Origin of the sequence: Pseudomonas fluorescens (genome assembly GCF_001623525.1) — a bacterium.
Taxonomy (GTDB): domain Bacteria; phylum Pseudomonadota; class Gammaproteobacteria; order Pseudomonadales; family Pseudomonadaceae; genus Aquipseudomonas; species Aquipseudomonas fluorescens_Q.
In genome coordinates this window covers 1,209,754-1,226,055 of sequence record NZ_CP015225.1, presented here as the reverse complement: position 1 = coordinate 1,226,055, position 16,302 = coordinate 1,209,754, and the positions used below count along the sequence as shown (strand labels likewise).

General features: G+C 57.4%; 16 protein-coding genes. 7 read left to right on the top strand and 9 right to left on the bottom strand.

The features are described from left to right. Positions 1-11 precede the first annotated feature (11 nt). The 3 genes from TK06_RS05310 to TK06_RS05300 all read right to left on the bottom strand — a co-directional run bounded on the left by TK06_RS05310 (position 12) and on the right by TK06_RS05300 (position 2,940). Positions 12-1,127, bottom strand: a complete 1,116-nt coding sequence (locus TK06_RS05310; protein WP_161951729.1) for an NADH:flavin oxidoreductase — start codon at positions 1,125-1,127, stop codon at positions 12-14. Positions 1,128-1,588: 461 nt separating this feature from the next. Continuing rightward, on the bottom strand, positions 1,589-2,452 hold the full coding sequence (locus TK06_RS05305) for an SDR family NAD(P)-dependent oxidoreductase (protein ID WP_063321148.1): 864 nt from the start codon (positions 2,450-2,452) through the stop codon (positions 1,589-1,591). Between the two features lie 62 nt (positions 2,453-2,514). Next, a complete protein-coding gene (locus TK06_RS05300; RefSeq protein ID WP_063321147.1) occupies positions 2,515-2,940 on the bottom strand; it encodes an Rrf2 family transcriptional regulator in 426 nt (141 codons plus the stop codon). A 553-nt stretch (positions 2,941-3,493) separates the two neighbouring features. On the opposite strand from TK06_RS05300, the gene TK06_RS05290 reads away from it, so the two are divergent. The 5 genes from TK06_RS05290 to TK06_RS05270 all read left to right on the top strand — a co-directional run bounded on the left by TK06_RS05290 (position 3,494) and on the right by TK06_RS05270 (position 7,385). Continuing rightward, positions 3,494-3,952, top strand: a complete 459-nt coding sequence (locus TK06_RS05290) for a winged helix-turn-helix transcriptional regulator (RefSeq protein ID WP_063321145.1) — start codon at positions 3,494-3,496, stop codon at positions 3,950-3,952. A gap of 111 nt (positions 3,953-4,063) precedes the next feature. Continuing rightward, on the top strand, positions 4,064-5,068 hold the full coding sequence (locus TK06_RS05285) for an NADP-dependent oxidoreductase (protein WP_063321144.1): 1,005 nt from the start codon (positions 4,064-4,066) through the stop codon (positions 5,066-5,068). Between the two features lie 25 nt (positions 5,069-5,093). Beyond that, a complete protein-coding gene (locus TK06_RS05280) occupies positions 5,094-5,915 on the top strand; it encodes an enoyl-CoA hydratase/isomerase family protein (protein WP_063321143.1) in 822 nt (273 codons plus the stop codon). A 372-nt stretch (positions 5,916-6,287) separates the two neighbouring features. Further along, positions 6,288-6,968 carry a VOC family protein gene (locus TK06_RS05275; RefSeq protein ID WP_063321142.1) on the top strand — a complete coding sequence of 227 codons (681 nt, stop codon included), beginning with the start codon at positions 6,288-6,290 and terminating at the stop codon, positions 6,966-6,968. A gap of 90 nt (positions 6,969-7,058) precedes the next feature. Further along, positions 7,059-7,385: a hypothetical protein gene (locus TK06_RS05270; RefSeq protein ID WP_238992591.1), complete on the top strand. Its 327-nt coding sequence runs from the start codon at positions 7,059-7,061 to the stop codon at positions 7,383-7,385. A 176-nt stretch (positions 7,386-7,561) separates the two neighbouring features. Here TK06_RS05270 and TK06_RS05265 read toward each other — a convergent pair whose 3' ends face one another. The 4 genes from TK06_RS05265 to TK06_RS05250 form a co-directional block, all read right to left on the bottom strand. After that, positions 7,562-8,260, bottom strand: coding sequence for an IclR family transcriptional regulator (locus tag TK06_RS05265; protein ID WP_238992590.1), 699 nt, complete (start codon positions 8,258-8,260; stop codon positions 7,562-7,564). 184 nt (positions 8,261-8,444) lie between these two features. Then, on the bottom strand, positions 8,445-9,764 hold the full coding sequence (locus tag TK06_RS05260) for an MFS transporter (RefSeq protein WP_238992589.1): 1,320 nt from the start codon (positions 9,762-9,764) through the stop codon (positions 8,445-8,447). An 87-nt stretch (positions 9,765-9,851) separates the two neighbouring features. Then, positions 9,852-11,051 (bottom strand): CaiB/BaiF CoA transferase family protein, encoded by a 1,200-nt coding sequence (locus tag TK06_RS05255; protein WP_063321139.1) that lies wholly within the window; start codon positions 11,049-11,051, stop codon positions 9,852-9,854. Beyond that, positions 11,048-11,989 carry a hydroxymethylglutaryl-CoA lyase gene (locus TK06_RS05250; protein WP_063321138.1) on the bottom strand — a complete coding sequence of 314 codons (942 nt, stop codon included), beginning with the start codon at positions 11,987-11,989 and terminating at the stop codon, positions 11,048-11,050. The genes TK06_RS05255 and TK06_RS05250 overlap by 4 nt, the downstream gene beginning before the upstream one ends. A 328-nt stretch (positions 11,990-12,317) precedes the next feature. On the opposite strand from TK06_RS05250, the gene TK06_RS05245 reads away from it, so the two are divergent. Further along, entirely contained in the window at positions 12,318-13,244 is a 927-nt protein-coding gene (locus tag TK06_RS05245; protein WP_063321137.1) for an SMP-30/gluconolactonase/LRE family protein, read from the top strand. A 105-nt stretch (positions 13,245-13,349) separates the two neighbouring features. Then, positions 13,350-14,636 carry a CitMHS family transporter gene (locus TK06_RS05240; protein WP_063321136.1) on the top strand — a complete coding sequence of 429 codons (1,287 nt, stop codon included), beginning with the start codon at positions 13,350-13,352 and terminating at the stop codon, positions 14,634-14,636. A gap of 142 nt (positions 14,637-14,778) precedes the next feature. Here the strand turns inward: TK06_RS05240 and TK06_RS05235 are convergent, their stop codons facing one another. Then, complete coding sequence (locus TK06_RS05235) at positions 14,779-15,162, bottom strand: hypothetical protein (RefSeq protein WP_161951728.1); 384 nt, start codon at positions 15,160-15,162, stop codon at positions 14,779-14,781. A gap of 737 nt (positions 15,163-15,899) precedes the next feature. Continuing rightward, complete coding sequence (locus TK06_RS05225) at positions 15,900-16,301, bottom strand: ExbD/TolR family protein (RefSeq protein ID WP_063321133.1); 402 nt, start codon at positions 16,299-16,301, stop codon at positions 15,900-15,902. Between the last annotated feature and the right edge of the window lies 1 nt (position 16,302).

Below are 16,302 nucleotides of genomic sequence, written 5' to 3'. Positions count from 1 at the left end.
GAGTTCTCTTCCTAATTTTCTTTTATGAATTTCCACATGGAAAGCCCATTTCGCAGCGCATGCACAAACTTCGGTGACACTCCGAGCGCATAGAGCTCTTCAAGCGTGAGCGGAAAATTTTTAATTTCGAAGTCAGGGCGAGCAGCCCTTTTCGGCCAGTCCGGGGCTAATATCGCCGCACGGCCCAAAGCAACCATATCGGCACCATCGTTGAGCGCATCTTGAACTTCTTGCGGCGTTAACAACGATCCACTTGCCACCACGGGAATGTCGCCCCTTAAAACGCCCCTAACCCGCGAGAGATTTGTTTGCTTTTGATTGGGATATTTCCAGGATACTTCCTTAGCGTTCATGGCCGAGAGATTCAGGTAAGTAAACCCCACATCGTTCATCATTCGGAGCATCTCCAAGCCTTCGTCAATGTCGAAGCCCCGCCCGCTGTTCCAGTCTTCGGCGAGGATCTTCACTCCGATGGTGAAGTCGCTAGGTAAGTCGGCCCGGATTCTCCGCATAGCTTCGAGGAGAAATCGTGCGCGATTTTCCACCGAGCCTCCCCATTTATCCTTTCGCAGGTTCGTGGTCAAACTAAAGAACTGGGTAAAGAGGTAGCCGTTGGCACCGTGTAGCTCGATTCCGGAGGCGCCAGCCCGATGCACTCGCCGCGCGCTATCCACTAAAGCATCAAGGATGGCGTGGATTTGTTCTTCGCTGAGCTCCCGAGGCTGCTCAAAATCAGGAATCGGAAGTTGAACGACACTTGGACCCGCCGGCTGTTTGCCTCTATTCAGCTTGGCTTTTGCTCGCATTCCGGAGGGCATGAGCTGAACAATCGACAGCGCCTGCTCGCGCTTAACCATTTCGGCAAAGCGGCGGAGTCCATCTTCGTGAGCATCTGAGAAAGCTCCGATCTGCCCTTCTATGTAAAGGTCGTCTTCGTAGGGCGAAGCTCCGGCTGTGATGACCGCGCCGAATCCACCTTGGGCACGCATCGTTAACCAGTTCAATTCTTCTTCGCTAAAGCGTCCGTCGGGATGACTTTGCCCATTGGTCATCGGCGCCATGAAGAGCCGATTTTTTACCGTCGCTCCGTTGTTGAAAGTGTAGGGCTGGAAAAATTGTTCGTTCACCTGGGATCCTATTCGTTTGTCAGCGATTGAGTTATCGGTCGTATGCGAGATCCCCACCTGTTCGGCATTTGGCTCTTGTAGTTGTATAGGAGCCATATGTTGGCTGCGACTAGGCTGTGGAATGCCGAGAATGATTTTCGCGCCTTGTCGTATAGGGTCGTAACGCGAAGGAACTGCTTGAGGCGGCTGAACATCGGCTCGATGCAGTTGAGCGATTTCAATCGTCGTAAGCTCAGGCATCGTAGGCGGGCGGGTTCTTGCAGCTGGCCTTTGGTGGAATCACTCGCCTAGTCTCTTGGATCAAGAGTTCTTCGCCCAGAAAGGTGCCGTCATAGACTTTGTCGGTAAGACGCAGTCTCAGTTTGCGCACCCGCCCTACATGCTGTAAGCCATGTTATAGAGGCCGGCTAAGGTGCGGAGCCCTTCCGCCCGCCCCCGGATACAAGTTCGAAGCCCCCTTATCAACGCGGGCTATATTGCTTGATAAGCTTCCCAAATTTCCGCAGACCAATCGCATCAGCAGCGGATGGAGAGATGGCATTCATGAGCGTCATCATCTTGAGCAGCGCGCCGCCCATAACATGCTCCTTACGTCGCTGGCGGATGGTGGCGAGGATATCGCTCGCCACCTCATCAGGCTCGCATAGGGCGACGCCCATCTTTTTCCACATGTCGAAAAACGGGGACTCCGACTCGGTGTTGGAGGGTGCAGGCCCGAAGAACGACAGGGATACGTTTGTACCTTCAAGCTCGCGATTGGCGCCTTGCACGTAGCTCGCCAGTGCGCCGCGGGTCGCCGCGTAGGCACTCATAAACGGCAGCGCCACCCGGCCATCCATGGCACCACCGATGTGGACGATTACTCCGTCGCTGGCTTGCTTGCGCAGTCCAGGCAGGAATGCCTGAGTCACGAAGATGGGCCCCTTCACGTTGATAGCGAGCAGATCGTCGACGTCGGATAGCGTGTAGTCTTCAATAGGTTTGCGCGGCGAGATGCCTGCAAGGTTAACCACTGCATCGATCCGGCCGAGGTGCTCAAAGGCCGTTGCCGCCAGCTTCTCGAGGCTCGCCGGATCGGTTACGTCCGCGCGTAGGTAAATCGCCGAACCGTCGCTTCTGCCAGTTATCTCGGCTGCGTCGTGCTCTCGTCGTGCAGCGAGCACCAATCGAAAGCCCTCGGCCGCGAGGAGCCTGGCCAGCGCGTGACCAAGTCCACCGGTCACCCCGATGAGAACGGCGGTGGGCGCATCCTTGTCATGCCTTGCAGCGACGGGTCCGGTTGCAGTGCCGTCAATCACAGGGGACTCTTCATTCAATCGCGTCATCTCGCGCTCCTTCTAAATGCTTATTGGCTACTATTAACGTATCTATTATAGGCAAAAAAAAGCTAAGCGGACTTAGCTCTGATTTTAGACACCACATCCGCCAACGTCGTCTGTCTCAGCTCCCTATGGACGGCCTCCTGCGTGTCAACCAGGATGTCGCTCATGACCTCCTTGATGTTAGAGCTCACGATACACTCCTTTCTTTTGGGATAAGTATGGATGGCAAACGCATCAGGAGGACTTACTGCGGAATAGATGTCTAAAAGCGAAATATTTTCTGGGCTTCGTGCCAGTCCGTAACCACCCGACTTACCAACAGTCGTCTTAGCCAGTTTCGCCTTCGAAAGCTTAACGAGGATTCTTTTAACGAAAACCGGGTTCGCATTTACGCTGCCCGCGAGAATCTCCGAAGCGAAAACTCCGTCGTGATGTGCGATTGCCGCCAGTACATGGACGGCAATGGAGAACTGAGTGTTTACTGAAGCCATGCATGGATACTATATTAGTATCCATATTGAATGCAAGGGGAGCGCGGCGGCAAGGCACAGGATGGTGAGGCGAAGGAAGTGATTGACAAGGCGCTACGGTACGGATTTCGAGAAAGGTGCCTTCGCCCGCTTCACTACCATGCCGGCTGACCTTGCAGGCCCCCAGCTCAGACGACTAAATGCGACGTTTTTTATTGTTTAGGTCCACCAGTGGTTTCAGACAATTAAAACTGTCGCAGCAGGTGGGAGCCGACCTAGTTCCCCTCGTGCTGCGAACGCCAGCCTCCCTGCAACGCTCATCGCTCAGTCCGCCGATCCCATCTTGTGGCAAGCCATGTCCCCAGCATGGCTCTTGGCTCAATCTGATCGAATGCGCCTTCTCGAAATGGCACGCATCCTCCCCCGCTATATCAGCGTAGATTCGACGCCCAAACTCAAGACTCGCATCCTCAGAGACATTGACGAGATGAACGCCGCTCCAGTCGTGTTTCGCTGGAAGAATTTCGATCTCGAGGTCGTATAATTTGTACTCGTATTAATGGAACCAATGACGATGCAACGAAAAAGCTGGGCGGAAGAAAACTGCCCGATGGCGCGCGCCGTCGATCTGATTGGCGAATGGGGGAGCCTCCTGATCATCCGGGAGGCCTTCAGTGGCGTTCGCCGCTTCGACGACTTCCAAGAGCGTTTGCAGATCTCACGCCACCTGCTTACCGAGCGCCTGAAGCGCCTGGTCGAGGGCGGGGTGCTGGCACGCCAGCCAATTACCGAGAACGCCCGCCGACATGAGTATGTACTGACCCCCATGGGCGCGGACCTTTACACCCTGATCGTGGCCTTGCGCCAATGGGGTGACAGATGGCTGTTTCCCAAGGACTGCTATCCAGCCGACATGCTCGATGCCAGCGACGGCAGCGAGTTGGCGCCGCTGGAAGTGCGCTCCGTCAAAGGTCGTGCCGTGCCGCTAACAGACCTGCGGCTCAAAGCCCACGTTAGCGAGCAAAATCACTAGAAAAAATAGCCAAGTATTTTCTGGGGGAATTTTCCGAGCACAAAAGTTCAATAACTAGACTATTGCAGGTCTATCGCATACTCTGAAATTCACTTCCAGAGGAGATCTGCAATGCGAGCAAGTTATCTGACCGCCTATGGCGACAACGAGGTTGTGTCATCTGGCGAACTGCCAGACCCGGTCCTTTCCGAGGGCACGTCTCTGATCGAAATCAAGGCTGCGGGCGTCAACCCCGTGGAACTGGGCATGCGTGCCGGAGGCTTCCAACGCGTGCTGCCCTACTCCTTCCCTCAGGTGCCGGGCTTCGACATTTCCGGTGTGGTGCGCGAGGTCAGCGGTCCCTCCCAGTTCAAGGTGGGTGACGAGGTCTACGCGCGCATGTCCAACCGCGCGCCTGGCGCCTACGCAGAGCTAGCGGTAGTCACCAATGACTTGCTGGCCAAGAAGCCCACGAAGATCTCCCACATCGAAGCGGCCAGCCTGCCAACTGTGGCCCTGACCGCCTGGCAAGCGTTTTTCGAACGCGCCAACCTGAAAAATGGCGACCGCGTCCTGATCCAGGCCGGCGCCGGCGGCGTGGGTACATTCGCCATCCAACTGGCCAAACACTTCGGTGCACACGTGACAGCAACTGCCGGTACCGCCAACCAGGCTTTCCTGAAGGAACTGGGCGCCGACATTGCGGTTGACTACACCAAGCAGCGTTTCGAAGACTTTGGCCCGTTCGACGTGGTCTATGACGGCGTGTGCGGCGAACTGGTCGAGCGTTCCATCAACACGTTGGCACCCGGCGGGCGCTACGTAGGCCTGGTCATGATGGCGGATACCCGCGCGTTCATGTCGTTGGGCCTACCGGAGGCGATTGCCAAGGGCGCAGCTGCAGGAATAGCCAAGTACGAAGAGCTTGCAGCCTCGCGTGGCGCCGAGTTCCATGGACCGCTGACGCGCCCGGATGCCATTCAGCTGGCCGAGATCGCGAAGTTGGTGAACGCCGGCATCATTAAGCCGCACGTCAGCCGGGTATTCGGGCTGAACCAGCTGAAGCAAGCCTACGAAGCCGTGGGCAGCGGTCACACCCGCGGCAAGCTGGTGCTCGACACATCCAAACTGATCTGATGTCGAAGTGCATTGAGGAGCTGACATGACCAATAGCCAATTCCGCATAGAAGAGCTATCCGACAAGCAGTGGCGCATCCTGTTCGACAACCCGCCATCCAACATCGTCAACCCTGAGACCGTGCTGGAGTTTCAGGCGCTAGTGGACAAGATCGAAGCTAGCCAGACACTGCAGGTAGTCGTGTTTGAAAGCACCAACCCCGATTACTTCTTTGGCCGCTACGACCTCACACGCGCTGGCGACACTCCTACCGCGCCCGGCCCCACGGGCCTTCCGACGTGGATTGACATGACGGTGCGTCTGAGCCAGTTGCCGGTGGTGAGCATTGCCAAGATCCGAGGTCGTACACGCGGCGGTGGCGCGGAACTGGCCGAAGCCATGGACATGCGTTTTGCAAGCCTGGAGAAGGCCATTTTCGGCCAACCCGAGGTGGGGGCCGGCATTGTGCCTGGAGGTGGCGCACTCGACCGTCTGCCGCCATTGCTGGGCCGCGCCCGCGCTCTGGAGGTCATTCTCGGCAGCCTGGACTACGACGCCGCCACGGCTGAGCTCTATGGCTGGGTGAACCGGGCGCTGCCGGACGCGGAGCTTGATGCTTACGTCGACCTTATCGCATGCCGCATCGCCACGTTTGACAGACCGGCACTGGCCGCCGCCAAGAACTTCGTCAATCGCCACACCCTTCCTGATCCCAAGGACTTGCTCGCTGTGCAGGACCTGTTCCTCGGGCCCGCCACCACCTGGCCCACCGTGCCGGGGCGTAGGGCCAAGATTTACGCCAAGGTTGGAGCTGTCGGACCGGCGGAATTCGAACGCAACATGGGCAAGTACCTCGGAGAGGTCTGAGCTAGCCCGGCGAAAGCTTAGTTCGCCCCGTAAAGCAATTGATCCGCTAGGCGCGCTGATCGGATCTTTCAATACAGCAGTGGCCGCACAGGGTTGCTTGGCGTGCCGGTACATTCGCCGGAGCTGGCCAGGATGGCCCTAGCGTTGGCAATCCGCATTGCAGCCGGCAGCTACAGACTGCGCCTGGCTCCAGACGACAAGTCTGGAGTGGTGGGCGTGGGCGATGGCGTCTAGACGCTCACGACAGCGATCCTAACGTTGACTTTGGAACCAAGCTGCATTTGTGGCTGTTCTTCCCGTTCATCAGCGAAGGTCTGATGTAAGCGCCAGGCACCGCGCAACTCTTCTGATAGCATTTAAGGAAGCACGATCATGCAGCTCGCAAAACAACAGCTCGACGTTGGGTTATTCACCACCTCCGATCTAGCCAAGCAGCTCAGCTTCTGGCAGGACAAGGCTGGCTTGGCATTCGATCAGGTGCTAAAGCTCGGCGAAGGGATACATCAGCACCGATTTCACGCGAACGGGTCCATCATCAAGATCAACCACAGCCTACGCGACCTCCCATACACCACAGCTACCCGTTTCATTGGCGTCTTTCTGGTCGTCCCCGAACTCACTGAACTAATCCAATGGAGCGACCCAGATGGCAATCAGCTTGTTCTGGTGCCACCGGGATACGAGGGAATCAGCGGCCTGGCCGTGGAACTTCAGGTTTCTGACCTTGACGCTGCAGCGCGCTTCTGGGGGCATGCGTTGCAATGCCCCTCGCCATCACCGAACAAGTTCCTGGTTGGGGACTCACTGGTCATACTGCGATCGGCGTCACCTGCTACCGAACCACCGAAGACGTGGATTGGCCGGGGTTGGCGCTACCTCACCATCCAGGTCCAGGACTGCCGGGAGGAGCACAAGCTGGCGCTACAACGAGGCGCCATCGAAGCAGCGCCGCCGCGTGACTACGGCGGTGTGGCGGTGGTCTCATTCGTCCGTGATGCCGACGGGAATTTTATCGAGTTGTCGGAGCGCACAAGCCTGAAAAGAATGCGATAGCCAAATTTCTTTCCCTATTTCAGAAAGCGTCAGCGAGTGGCGCCCACAGGGGACGTGAATAAATCTCGGTACAGTCTGAATTCACTTCGGGTGCTGCTGACGACTGAAGTCTTTTCTCGTTACGACGACGGTATCATACAGGGTGCGTTTCTCCGAGCTGCATTACCCACAGAGCTCGACTACAGCGCCCACGAAACCTACAGCGCATCCATGGCATATATCATCTTGCGTGTCGTTCAGGGTTATGGCTTCGAACGCGGTGACGCTGCTATGGAATTTATCACTTCACTGGCGATTGGAAAGATTCGTCTGCACAAGGAGGTTGACGAAAAACTTCGGGCCAGCATCAAATTGGCCCTTGAAAACAAAGTTGGCGATATAGGGCTTCTGCTGGGCGAGGAGGCTGCGCCGTTCTAGCTCAGCCCCTTTGCGTAACATTGACCGTTTTGCTGATAGCTATTCGGTCGATGACGCCAACACCCAGCCAGAACCTTGGTGAAAATTTTCCCCGGGAATCCAGATAGCTTGTAATAGAATTCCATCAAATACTAATAAATCGTTTCGCTCCAAACCGGACATCCAAAGGGCAGCCATCATGGATTGAGGCGTTTTAGCGCAGCGCGCAATTCCACGTCGCTGCCGCCCAAGGCGCTGGTCGCAATCGCTGCATTGCGCAGCAAAATGGAAGCCGCGTGGTCGATATGCTCTTTCAGCAGACGATCGGATGGGCCGGACAGCGTCAGCGCTCCCTTCAGCTCGAACCCCATAGAGAAAACCGGCACCGAAACCGCTGTGGTTTCCGGGTCGCGTTCACCGAATGAACAAGCCCAGAAGCGCTCGCGCACCTCGGTCAGCGCCGGGTCGACGGAGCGGGAAAAGGCGCGAAGGATCTTGCCCGAAGCGCCGGCCTGTAGCGGAAAGCGCGCGCCTTCGAGTACCGAAACCCGCACCGCGCGCTTGGGTTCGACCCGAAACAGCACGACCCGGCTGCCGTTTTCCAGCACGTAGAACGAAGAGGTCTCCCCGCTTTCCTCAGTGATGGATTCGAGCAACGGGTGAATCACGTCCCGCAGCCTGAACGAGGTCTGATAAAGCTGCGACAGACGCAACGGTTCAGGGCCCACGGAGTAGCGACCGTCACTCAAACGGCGAAGAAAGCCGGCCTTTTCCAACGAAATGATCAGACGCAGGATCGTGCTTTTATAGAGCCCAGTGCGGCGCGAGATCTCAGCCAAGGTCAGGCTGTCCTGCTCGATATTGAACGCAGCCAGAATGGCGAAGGCACGGTCCACCGCGGCGACTCCGCCCTCTGCGCTGCTGCCCGGGTCGGAAACGTTCTTTTCGGATTCGGTATTCATAGACACTCATTGTCGATTTACGCTTGCGGACGACAGGTGGCCTCATGGCCAGGCAGGTCGCCCGCAAGACAATATCAGAGGTCCACGCCACCTTTGGCAAAAAACTGCAGCTCGGTCGTCACTCTTCGCGCAGGAACAGGCGCAGTGACACCACCATCGCCGCAGCGACGAACATGATGCAGCCCATCACCATCAGACCTGCGGTGAACGAACCAGTGTAGTCCCTGAGGAACCCCATCAGATAGGGACCGACAAAACCACCGAAGGCACCGATCGAATTGATCAGCGCAATCCCGCCCGCAGCCGCCTGCCCACGTAGGAACTTGCCTGGCAAGGTGTAGAAGATGGTCTTGCCGGCGATGGTCCCGATCAGCGCCATGGTGATGCCCGCCAAGGCCGGCACCAGCGCATTCATCTGCAAGGCGAACAGCAGCGCCAAACCGGCCAGCAGCATCGCCAGAGTCAGGTTGAAAATGCCCTTGCCAGTGCGGTCCACGTGTTTGGCCCAGACCAGTAGCGCGACTGTCGCGAAGAAGTACGGAATCGCCGCCACCCATCCAATCATGCTGACTTCGACGCCATGGGCCTTGAGCATCTGTGGCAGCCAGATACCGATGCCGTAAGAACCCAGGGTGAAGCTGAAAGTGATCGAGCTGAGAATCCACACCCTCGGATCCTTCAACGCCGCCTTGAAGCCATGGCTGTGCTGGCCCTTGGTCTGTTCCTCGGCCAACATGCCTATCAGCACCTCTCTCTCATCAGCTGACAGCCATTTGGCTTCGGCGGGATGATTGGTCAGGACTTTCAGTGTGATCAGGCCAAGGATGCACGCCGGAAGGCCTTCAATCAGGAACATCCACTGCCAACCCGCCAGGCCCAGAAAGCCATGCATCTGCAGTAACCAGATCGACAGCGGGCCGCCGACAAGAAACGAGATCGGCGTGGCTACGGTGAACCAGGCCAGCACGCGAGTGCGATACTGCGCTGGGAACCACAGGGTCAGAAAGAAGATCACGCCTGGAAAGAAACCCGCTTCGGCGATGCCGAGAATCAACCTCACGGCATAGAAGCTGTAGGGCCCGACGATCATCGCCGTAGCGGCTGCCGCAAGCCCCCAAGTGATCATGATTCGAGCCATCCACAAGCGGGCGCCGAATCGATACATCGCCAGATTGCTCGGCACTTCGCACAGGCAATAACCAAAGAACATAATGCCCGCCCCAAGGCCGAACTGCGTGGCGGTCAGCCCCAGTTGCTCGGTCATTTGCAGGGCGGCGTAACCGACGCTGGTACGATCCAGGTAATTGAAAAAGTATGCCAGCGCGAGCAACGGGATCAGGCGCCAGGCGGCCTTGTGCAGTACGCGGGTCTGCTCGGCATCGAGCGGCCGCACACCGCCGGTTGTGCTGCTGTGCGGGGATGTCGTGACAATTGCCATGACCGGTTTCCTCAACATTTATTTTTATAAGGCTGACGGCGGGAAACTCCGTCAGCGAATTGATTCAAGAATCCGTTTGAAGGCGCGTCAGCGAATGATTCCGCGAGCACGCAGAGCGTCGACATCCCCCGACGCATAGCCCATTTCTTCCAGCAACTCGGTGGAGTGACTGCCCAGTTGCGGCACGTTCAGGCGCGTATCGAAACGTCGGCCATTCATCTCGAACGGCAACATCGGCACCTTGACCTGCTCGCCGCTTTCCAGCGCCAGATGCGCCAGCCCTCCCGACTCGTTCAGGTGCTGGTCGTCGAACAGATCCTGCGGGCGCTGAATCGGTGAGAACGGCAGCCCCGCCTGTTCGCACATCGCCATGACCTTCTGCTTGCTGAACTGAGCCAAACGCTCTTTCACCTGAGGCAGAATCCGTGTCCGCGCCTGAACTCGCTGGGTGTTTTTCGCCAGCTCGGGATCACGCCCCAATTCTTCGAAGCCGAAGGTCTGACAGAAACTGGCCCACTGACTGTCGCTGACCACGCCCATGAACACCTGCTCGTCGTCGCAGGTATTGAACACGTCATAAATGGCCCAAGCCGACAAGCGGCTGGGCATTGGTGCCGCAGCTTTGCCCGTGGTCGCCATCTGCATCATGTGTTGGCCGACTAGAAAGGCCGAGTTCTCGAACAGACCGGTCTGCACGAATTGCCCTTCGCCGGTGTTCTTGCGCTGCCACAGCGCCGCGAGAATCGAAATCGCACTGAACATGCCACCCATCACGTCGTTGACCGATGCACCGGCGCGCAGTGGACGGCCTTCCGGACCGGTCATGTAAGCCAGCCCGGTCATCATCTGCACCACTTCGTCCAGCGCGGTGCGGTGCTCGTAAGGGCCGGGAAGAAAGCCTTTCATCGAGCTGTAGATGATGTCCGGTTTGATCGCCTTGACCTGCTCGTATCCCAGACCCAGTTTTTCCATGGCACCAGGGCGAAAATTCTCGGTGACCACGTCCGCGCTTTCGATCAGCTTGCACACCGCCGCCATGCCCTCTTCGGTCTTGATGTCGACGGCAAAGCTTTTCTTGTTGCGGTTGTAGGTCATCCAGTAACCGGCGCCGGAACCGGTCAGACGCCGGGTATTGTCGCCTTCGGGAACCGGCTCGACCTTGATCACGTCAGCGCCCAGATCCGCCAGCACCAACCCGCAGGTCGGGCCCATGACCATGTGTACGAACTCGATCACTCGAACACCCGCCAGCGGTAAGCTCTGCAGGTTTTCATTGTGCAGGCTCATCGCGCACCTCCGGCGTAGTGAAAATTCTTGCCCACGCCAGCGTCGGGAATGAAGCCGTACAGCGGCTCTCCCGGCAGACCTTGCATCAACCACTCACGAGCAGCCACCAGCTTGTCGATATCAACGCCGGTCCGGAGGTCCATGGATTCGAGCAGATAGACCAGATCCTCGGTCACAATGTTGCCTGATGCCCCCGGTGCGTAGGGGCAACCGCCGATACCTCCCTGAGAGGCATCGATAGTGGTGACGCCGACGTCCAGTGCGGCCACCACATTGGCCAGGCCCTGTCCGCGGGTGTTGTGGAAATGCGCACTGCCCGCCTTGCTGCCAATCTCGTTGCGCAACCGGGTAAACACTCGACGCACCTGCGCAGGATTGGCATAGCCGACGGTATCGGCCAGGCCGACCTCGTCCACGCCCAGCTCGGCCATGATCAAGGCCATGCGAATCACGTCGTCTTCCGGCACTTCGCCTTGAATCGTGCAGCCGAATACGGTCGACAGGCCGGACTCGACTTCCACATGAGCAAAGCGCTCGTTGCGCAACGCGATCACCGCTCGGACTTCGTCGAACACCTGCTGGTGAGTCTTGCGAATATTGGCCAACGAATGCGGCTCACTGACGGAAATCGGCAAGGTAATTTTCTGCACACCGGCATTGAACGCAGCTTCCGCTCCCTTGAGGTTCGGTACCAAGGCAGTCACGAAGACATCCGGGCGCTTGCGCAGATGCATGACCAGCTCGGCAGCGTCGGCCATTTGCGGCAACAGTTTTGGCGACACGAAGGAGCCGACCTCGATTTCCCTAAGCCCGGCATCGGCCAGCGCGGTCAACCATTTGAGCTTCAGCTCCGTGGGCATGGTTGCGCTGACGCTCTGCAGGCCGTCACGGGGACCCACCTCGCTGATCAGAATATCTACATTGTTCTTATGGTTCATCGCCGGGTCTCCGGGTGTGGAATTACATATGTTCTATCTGATAGAACGTTGTTCTGAAATAATCATGAGCCTAAGATTTTGCTCTGTCAACGCCGCTCATCCAAGCATGCCAACTACAAGCCTATGAATTTGGAAGTGTTGAGCTGGAGAACGCTTCCAACCTCAACTCGGAGAAAGCGAGTGGGTTGACATCCCCCCAAATAAGGTCGACATTTATTCCATCAGAAGAAATATTGTTCTGCTAGATAGAACAACAACAAACAGGGTGCGGAGAGATATTCGCCTGCAAAGTCGGTTATTTCTTCATTCGCCCCGAGGAGTTGATCCTGTGAGCCTGTATGCCCCACCTCGCGATTTGCCGACTCGCGTGTTCACGACGCTGCCGGAAAAATTCTGGAAAGACGGAGACTCCGACTGGGTCCGCGCCAACAAACCCGGGCAGAAGGTCAAAAGCTTTCTCGAAGGGCCTTCGTTCGATCTGCAAGGCAACCTTTACGTCACCGACATTCCTTACGGGCGGATTTTCCGCATTGATCCGCAGGGCAATTGGGCGTTGGTCGCGCAATACGATGGCTGGCCCAATGGCCTGAAAATCCATCGGGACGGCCGTATCTTCATTGCCGACTACAAGCAGGGGATTTTGACCCTCGACCCCGACACCCGAGTGGTATCGCCCTTCCTCACCCACAGCCGCAGTGAAGGTTTCAAAGGGGTGAACGATCTTTTTTTCGACGCCGATGGCAAGCTTTACTTCACCGATCAAGGCCAGACAGGCCAGCAGGATCCTACCGGCCGCGTTTACGCCTACGACCTGGGCAAAGAGTTGCTGATTCGTCTGATCGATAACGGCCCCAGCCCCAACGGACTGGTCATGGACCTGGCGCAGAACGCATTGTTCGTGGCGATGACCCGAGGCAATGCAGTCTGGCGTCTGCCGATCCAGCGCGACGGCGGCACTAGCAAGGTCGGCATTTTCACCGCCATGGCGGGCGGAGTCAGCGGCGCTGATGGCATGGCACTGGATTCACAGGGCAACCTGTACGTTTGCGATGCCGGCAATGCCTGCGTCTGGGTCTTCGATCCCCAAGCGGTGCCGCTGCACCGGATTCGTTCCTGCACCGAAGGCCGCACCCTGACCAACCTGGCCTTCGGTGGTAAAGGCAATCGGCAGTTGTTCATCACCGACTCGTCCACCAGCACGATTCTGGTGGCCGACCTCGAACACAGCGGCCAAGCGATGTTCTCTCACAGCTAAATCCATTTGATCTGAACCCTGTGTGCGCTGCGCACGGGTTTCGTTCGGCCAGAAAAAGCGGGCACGCATCGCCCGCACCCGACAAAACCAATAAAAGGGATGCCCATGTTGATCTTTCTGAGCTACGCCATGATCGCCAGCTTCATGTACCTGATCATGAGCAAACGTCTCTCGCCGCTGGTAGCACTGCTGCTGGTGCCGATCGTGTTCGGCTGCCTGAGCGGTTTCACTACGCAACTGGGCGGGATGATGTACGACGGCATCAAGATGCTCGCCCCTACCGGCATCATGCTGACCTTCGCCATTCTCTATTTCTGCATGATGACTGACGCCGGGCTGTTCAATCCGCTGATCAAAGTGCTGCTGCGCCTGGTCAAAGGTGACCCGCGCAAGATCGTGATCGGCACGGCGGTGCTCGGGCTTTGCGTCGGCCTGGATGGCGATGGCGCCACTACTTACATCATCGCCACGGCCGCTTTTTTGCCGATCTACCGGCTGACCGGTATCCGCCTGCAAGTGATGGCTACAGTGCTTTTGATGGCGATCGGCGTCATGAACATCCTGCCGTGGGCCGGCCCTTTCTCCCGCGCGGCCAGCGCGATGCACGTGGACATCACCGAGCTGTTCCTGGAAATGGTCCCGGTCATGATCGCCGGTGGAGTCTGGGTGATATTTGCGGCGTGGTGGTTGGGGCGCATGGAATATCGGCGTCTGGGCCTGATCGCTGTCAGCGAGGACGAAGTGCTCAAGGGGTACGCACACATTCGCCTTAGCGACCCGAAGTTCCTGTTGAACGTCGTGCTGACCGTCGCGTTGATCAGTTGCATGATGCTCAACCTGATGCCGCTGCCGATTCTGTTCATGGTTGCCTTCGGACTGGCATGTCTGGTCAACTTCCCCACGCTTAAACAGCAGAAGGAAGTCATCGCCCGTCACGCCGACAACGTCATGGCCGTGACCCTGCTGATCTTCGCTGCAGGCATCTTCGTCGGCATCATGGGCGGCACCGGGATGATCAAGGCCATCTCTGACAATCTGATTACGCTGCTGCCGCAGCAGGCCGGGCATTACATGTCGGTGATCACCGCCCTGCTGAGCATGCCGTTCACCTACGTCCTGACCAATGACGCCTTCTATTTCGGTGTGCTGCCGATCCTCGCGGAAACCGCCGCACACTACGGCATTGGTCCGAACGAAATGGCGATTGCCTCACTCATCGGTCAGCCGGTTCACCTGCTCAGCCCGCTGGTGGCATCGACCTACTTGTTGTGCGGCCTGCTGGACATTGACTATGGCGACAACCAGCGGGTCTCGCTGAAGTGGACCTTCGGCACCGTGATAGTGATGCTGTTCGCGGCCATCGCCATCGGCGCAATCACCGTCGTCAATTGATTATGCGGCGATACTTTCCCCCATTGTCGAGATGGGGTATGCACAAACAACCGCGGCACCATAACTCCATGTCCTAACATCCACGACAACCTGCGTTGACCTCAGCTTGCAAACCCACGGCCACGTTGAAAAGCTGACCGTCTTATGTTTTTTCATCGTAGAAGGCGACGCGAAGGCCAGGCCTGTCCTTGGAAATAAGGATGTTGATGCGATAGCTTCGCCAACGGCCCTGTGCATCGCGGAGCGTAATGTCCGTATCGCCGATCGGGAGGATTTCGGGATCATCCCACCACTCCATCGTTTGTGGGACGGCTTGAAGAACCTCGTTGAGGATGGACTTCAGAACCGGGCTCTTCCCTCCTGTCAGATAGTCATGGCGCGCCTTGAGCAGCACAAGCCTCGCGGCGAACTGCCAGTCCTGAATCTTCTGCCGGTAGTGGTCGGAAAAGAAGACGATGCGCAGCATATTCGGTCGTGACAACGTGAAGTCTTCAAACAGACTCCTTGCCGCTTCGTTATGGCACACCCCAAGAGCTGTCCATTATGTAGGCGGCTTGATCCAGAGCATTAATCATCGTTACCAGTGACCGAGAAAGCTCGGCGCCTTCAGTCCCATCCGTAAATGTCTCACGGCCAGCCAGTGCAAAAAGGTGCTCCCGTTCGGCTCGGTCGAGCCGCAGCCCTCGCGCCAATCGCTGGAGGAAGTCGTCCGATACCGCTATGTCGCGTCCCTGCTCCATCGCGACACTCCTGCTTTACACATTGAGTCCGCTGGCTGACAACTGGGCTGTGTGGCATCGAACACTGGTTCTAACGCCAATCACAGTAAGCCTCATTGTCTTTGTCGTGAGCCCGTTAGCTACAAAACACCTGGACTGGTTCCTGCGTCCTCGCTCAGCGCCTGGAAGGGACATGAATTAGTCTCCGCTCCAGGGCGGCCGGTATACGAACAGAAATGGCTTCAACCAGGCCGAAGGCTGGAATTGGATGCAGTCCGCCTTATATCACCGAAAGTGACACGCCCTCTGCTGGTTACGACTGAGCTCTGGCTAGAATCAATGCTGAACTCTCTGAGTTCTATTTGCTTGTGCGAGAAAATCTAATCGCCTCAGTCGTTATGCGCCAAGTCCGACATAGCTAGACTCTCCTCCTCCAACCGCACCCGACAACCAACCCCATATGAAGGTCAGAGTGGTACGTCCCGCGTGATCGACACCTACCCTTCCATCATTCAGCGCTCACATCCAAGACATGAGTCCGATCCTATTTCGCCGTTATCACCGACAGCTTACTGATCCCCGCCCGCTCAATAGACGCCATGGCCCGAGCCACCTCGCCATAATTCACCCCGTTGTCCGCCTGCAGTTGCACACGGACATCAGGGCTTTTCGCCTTGGCGGCTTTAAGGTTCGACTCCAGCAATTCTGCCTGAATCTCGTCCTTGTTGATGAACACCTTGCCCTTGTCATCGATGCTCACCACCAGCGGGTCTTTCTGCTCCACGGGCGCCACCGATTCGGTCTTGGGCAGGTTGATGGGAATGGCGTTGGTCAGCAGGGGCGCGGTGACGATAAACACCACCAGCAGCACCAACATAACGTCCACCAAGGGCGTGACGTTGATCTCGCTGAGCACTTCATCGCTGTCTTGTGTGGAGAAGGCCATG

Bases quoted from the DNA above. Each gene is read 5' to 3' on its own strand.
- TK06_RS05305 (WP_063321148.1), bottom strand. From the start codon at position 2,452: ATGACGCGATTGAATGAAGAGTCCCCTGTGATTGACGGCACTGCAACC.
- TK06_RS05300 (WP_063321147.1), bottom strand. From the start codon at position 2,940: ATGGCTTCAGTAAACACTCAGTTCTCCATTGCCGTCCATGTACTGGCG.
- TK06_RS05290 (WP_063321145.1), top strand. From the start codon at position 3,494: ATGCAACGAAAAAGCTGGGCGGAAGAAAACTGCCCGATGGCGCGCGCC.
- TK06_RS05285 (WP_063321144.1), top strand. From the start codon at position 4,064: ATGCGAGCAAGTTATCTGACCGCCTATGGCGACAACGAGGTTGTGTCA.
- TK06_RS05280 (WP_063321143.1), top strand. From the start codon at position 5,094: ATGACCAATAGCCAATTCCGCATAGAAGAGCTATCCGACAAGCAGTGG.
- TK06_RS05275 (WP_063321142.1), top strand. From the start codon at position 6,288: ATGCAGCTCGCAAAACAACAGCTCGACGTTGGGTTATTCACCACCTCC.
- TK06_RS05260 (WP_238992589.1), bottom strand. From the start codon at position 9,764: ATGGCAATTGTCACGACATCCCCGCACAGCAGCACAACCGGCGGTGTG.
- TK06_RS05255 (WP_063321139.1), bottom strand. From the start codon at position 11,051: ATGAGCCTGCACAATGAAAACCTGCAGAGCTTACCGCTGGCGGGTGTT.
- TK06_RS05250 (WP_063321138.1), bottom strand. From the start codon at position 11,989: ATGAACCATAAGAACAATGTAGATATTCTGATCAGCGAGGTGGGTCCC.
- TK06_RS05240 (WP_063321136.1), top strand. From the start codon at position 13,350: ATGTTGATCTTTCTGAGCTACGCCATGATCGCCAGCTTCATGTACCTG.
- TK06_RS05225 (WP_063321133.1), bottom strand. From the start codon at position 16,301: ATGGCCTTCTCCACACAAGACAGCGATGAAGTGCTCAGCGAGATCAAC.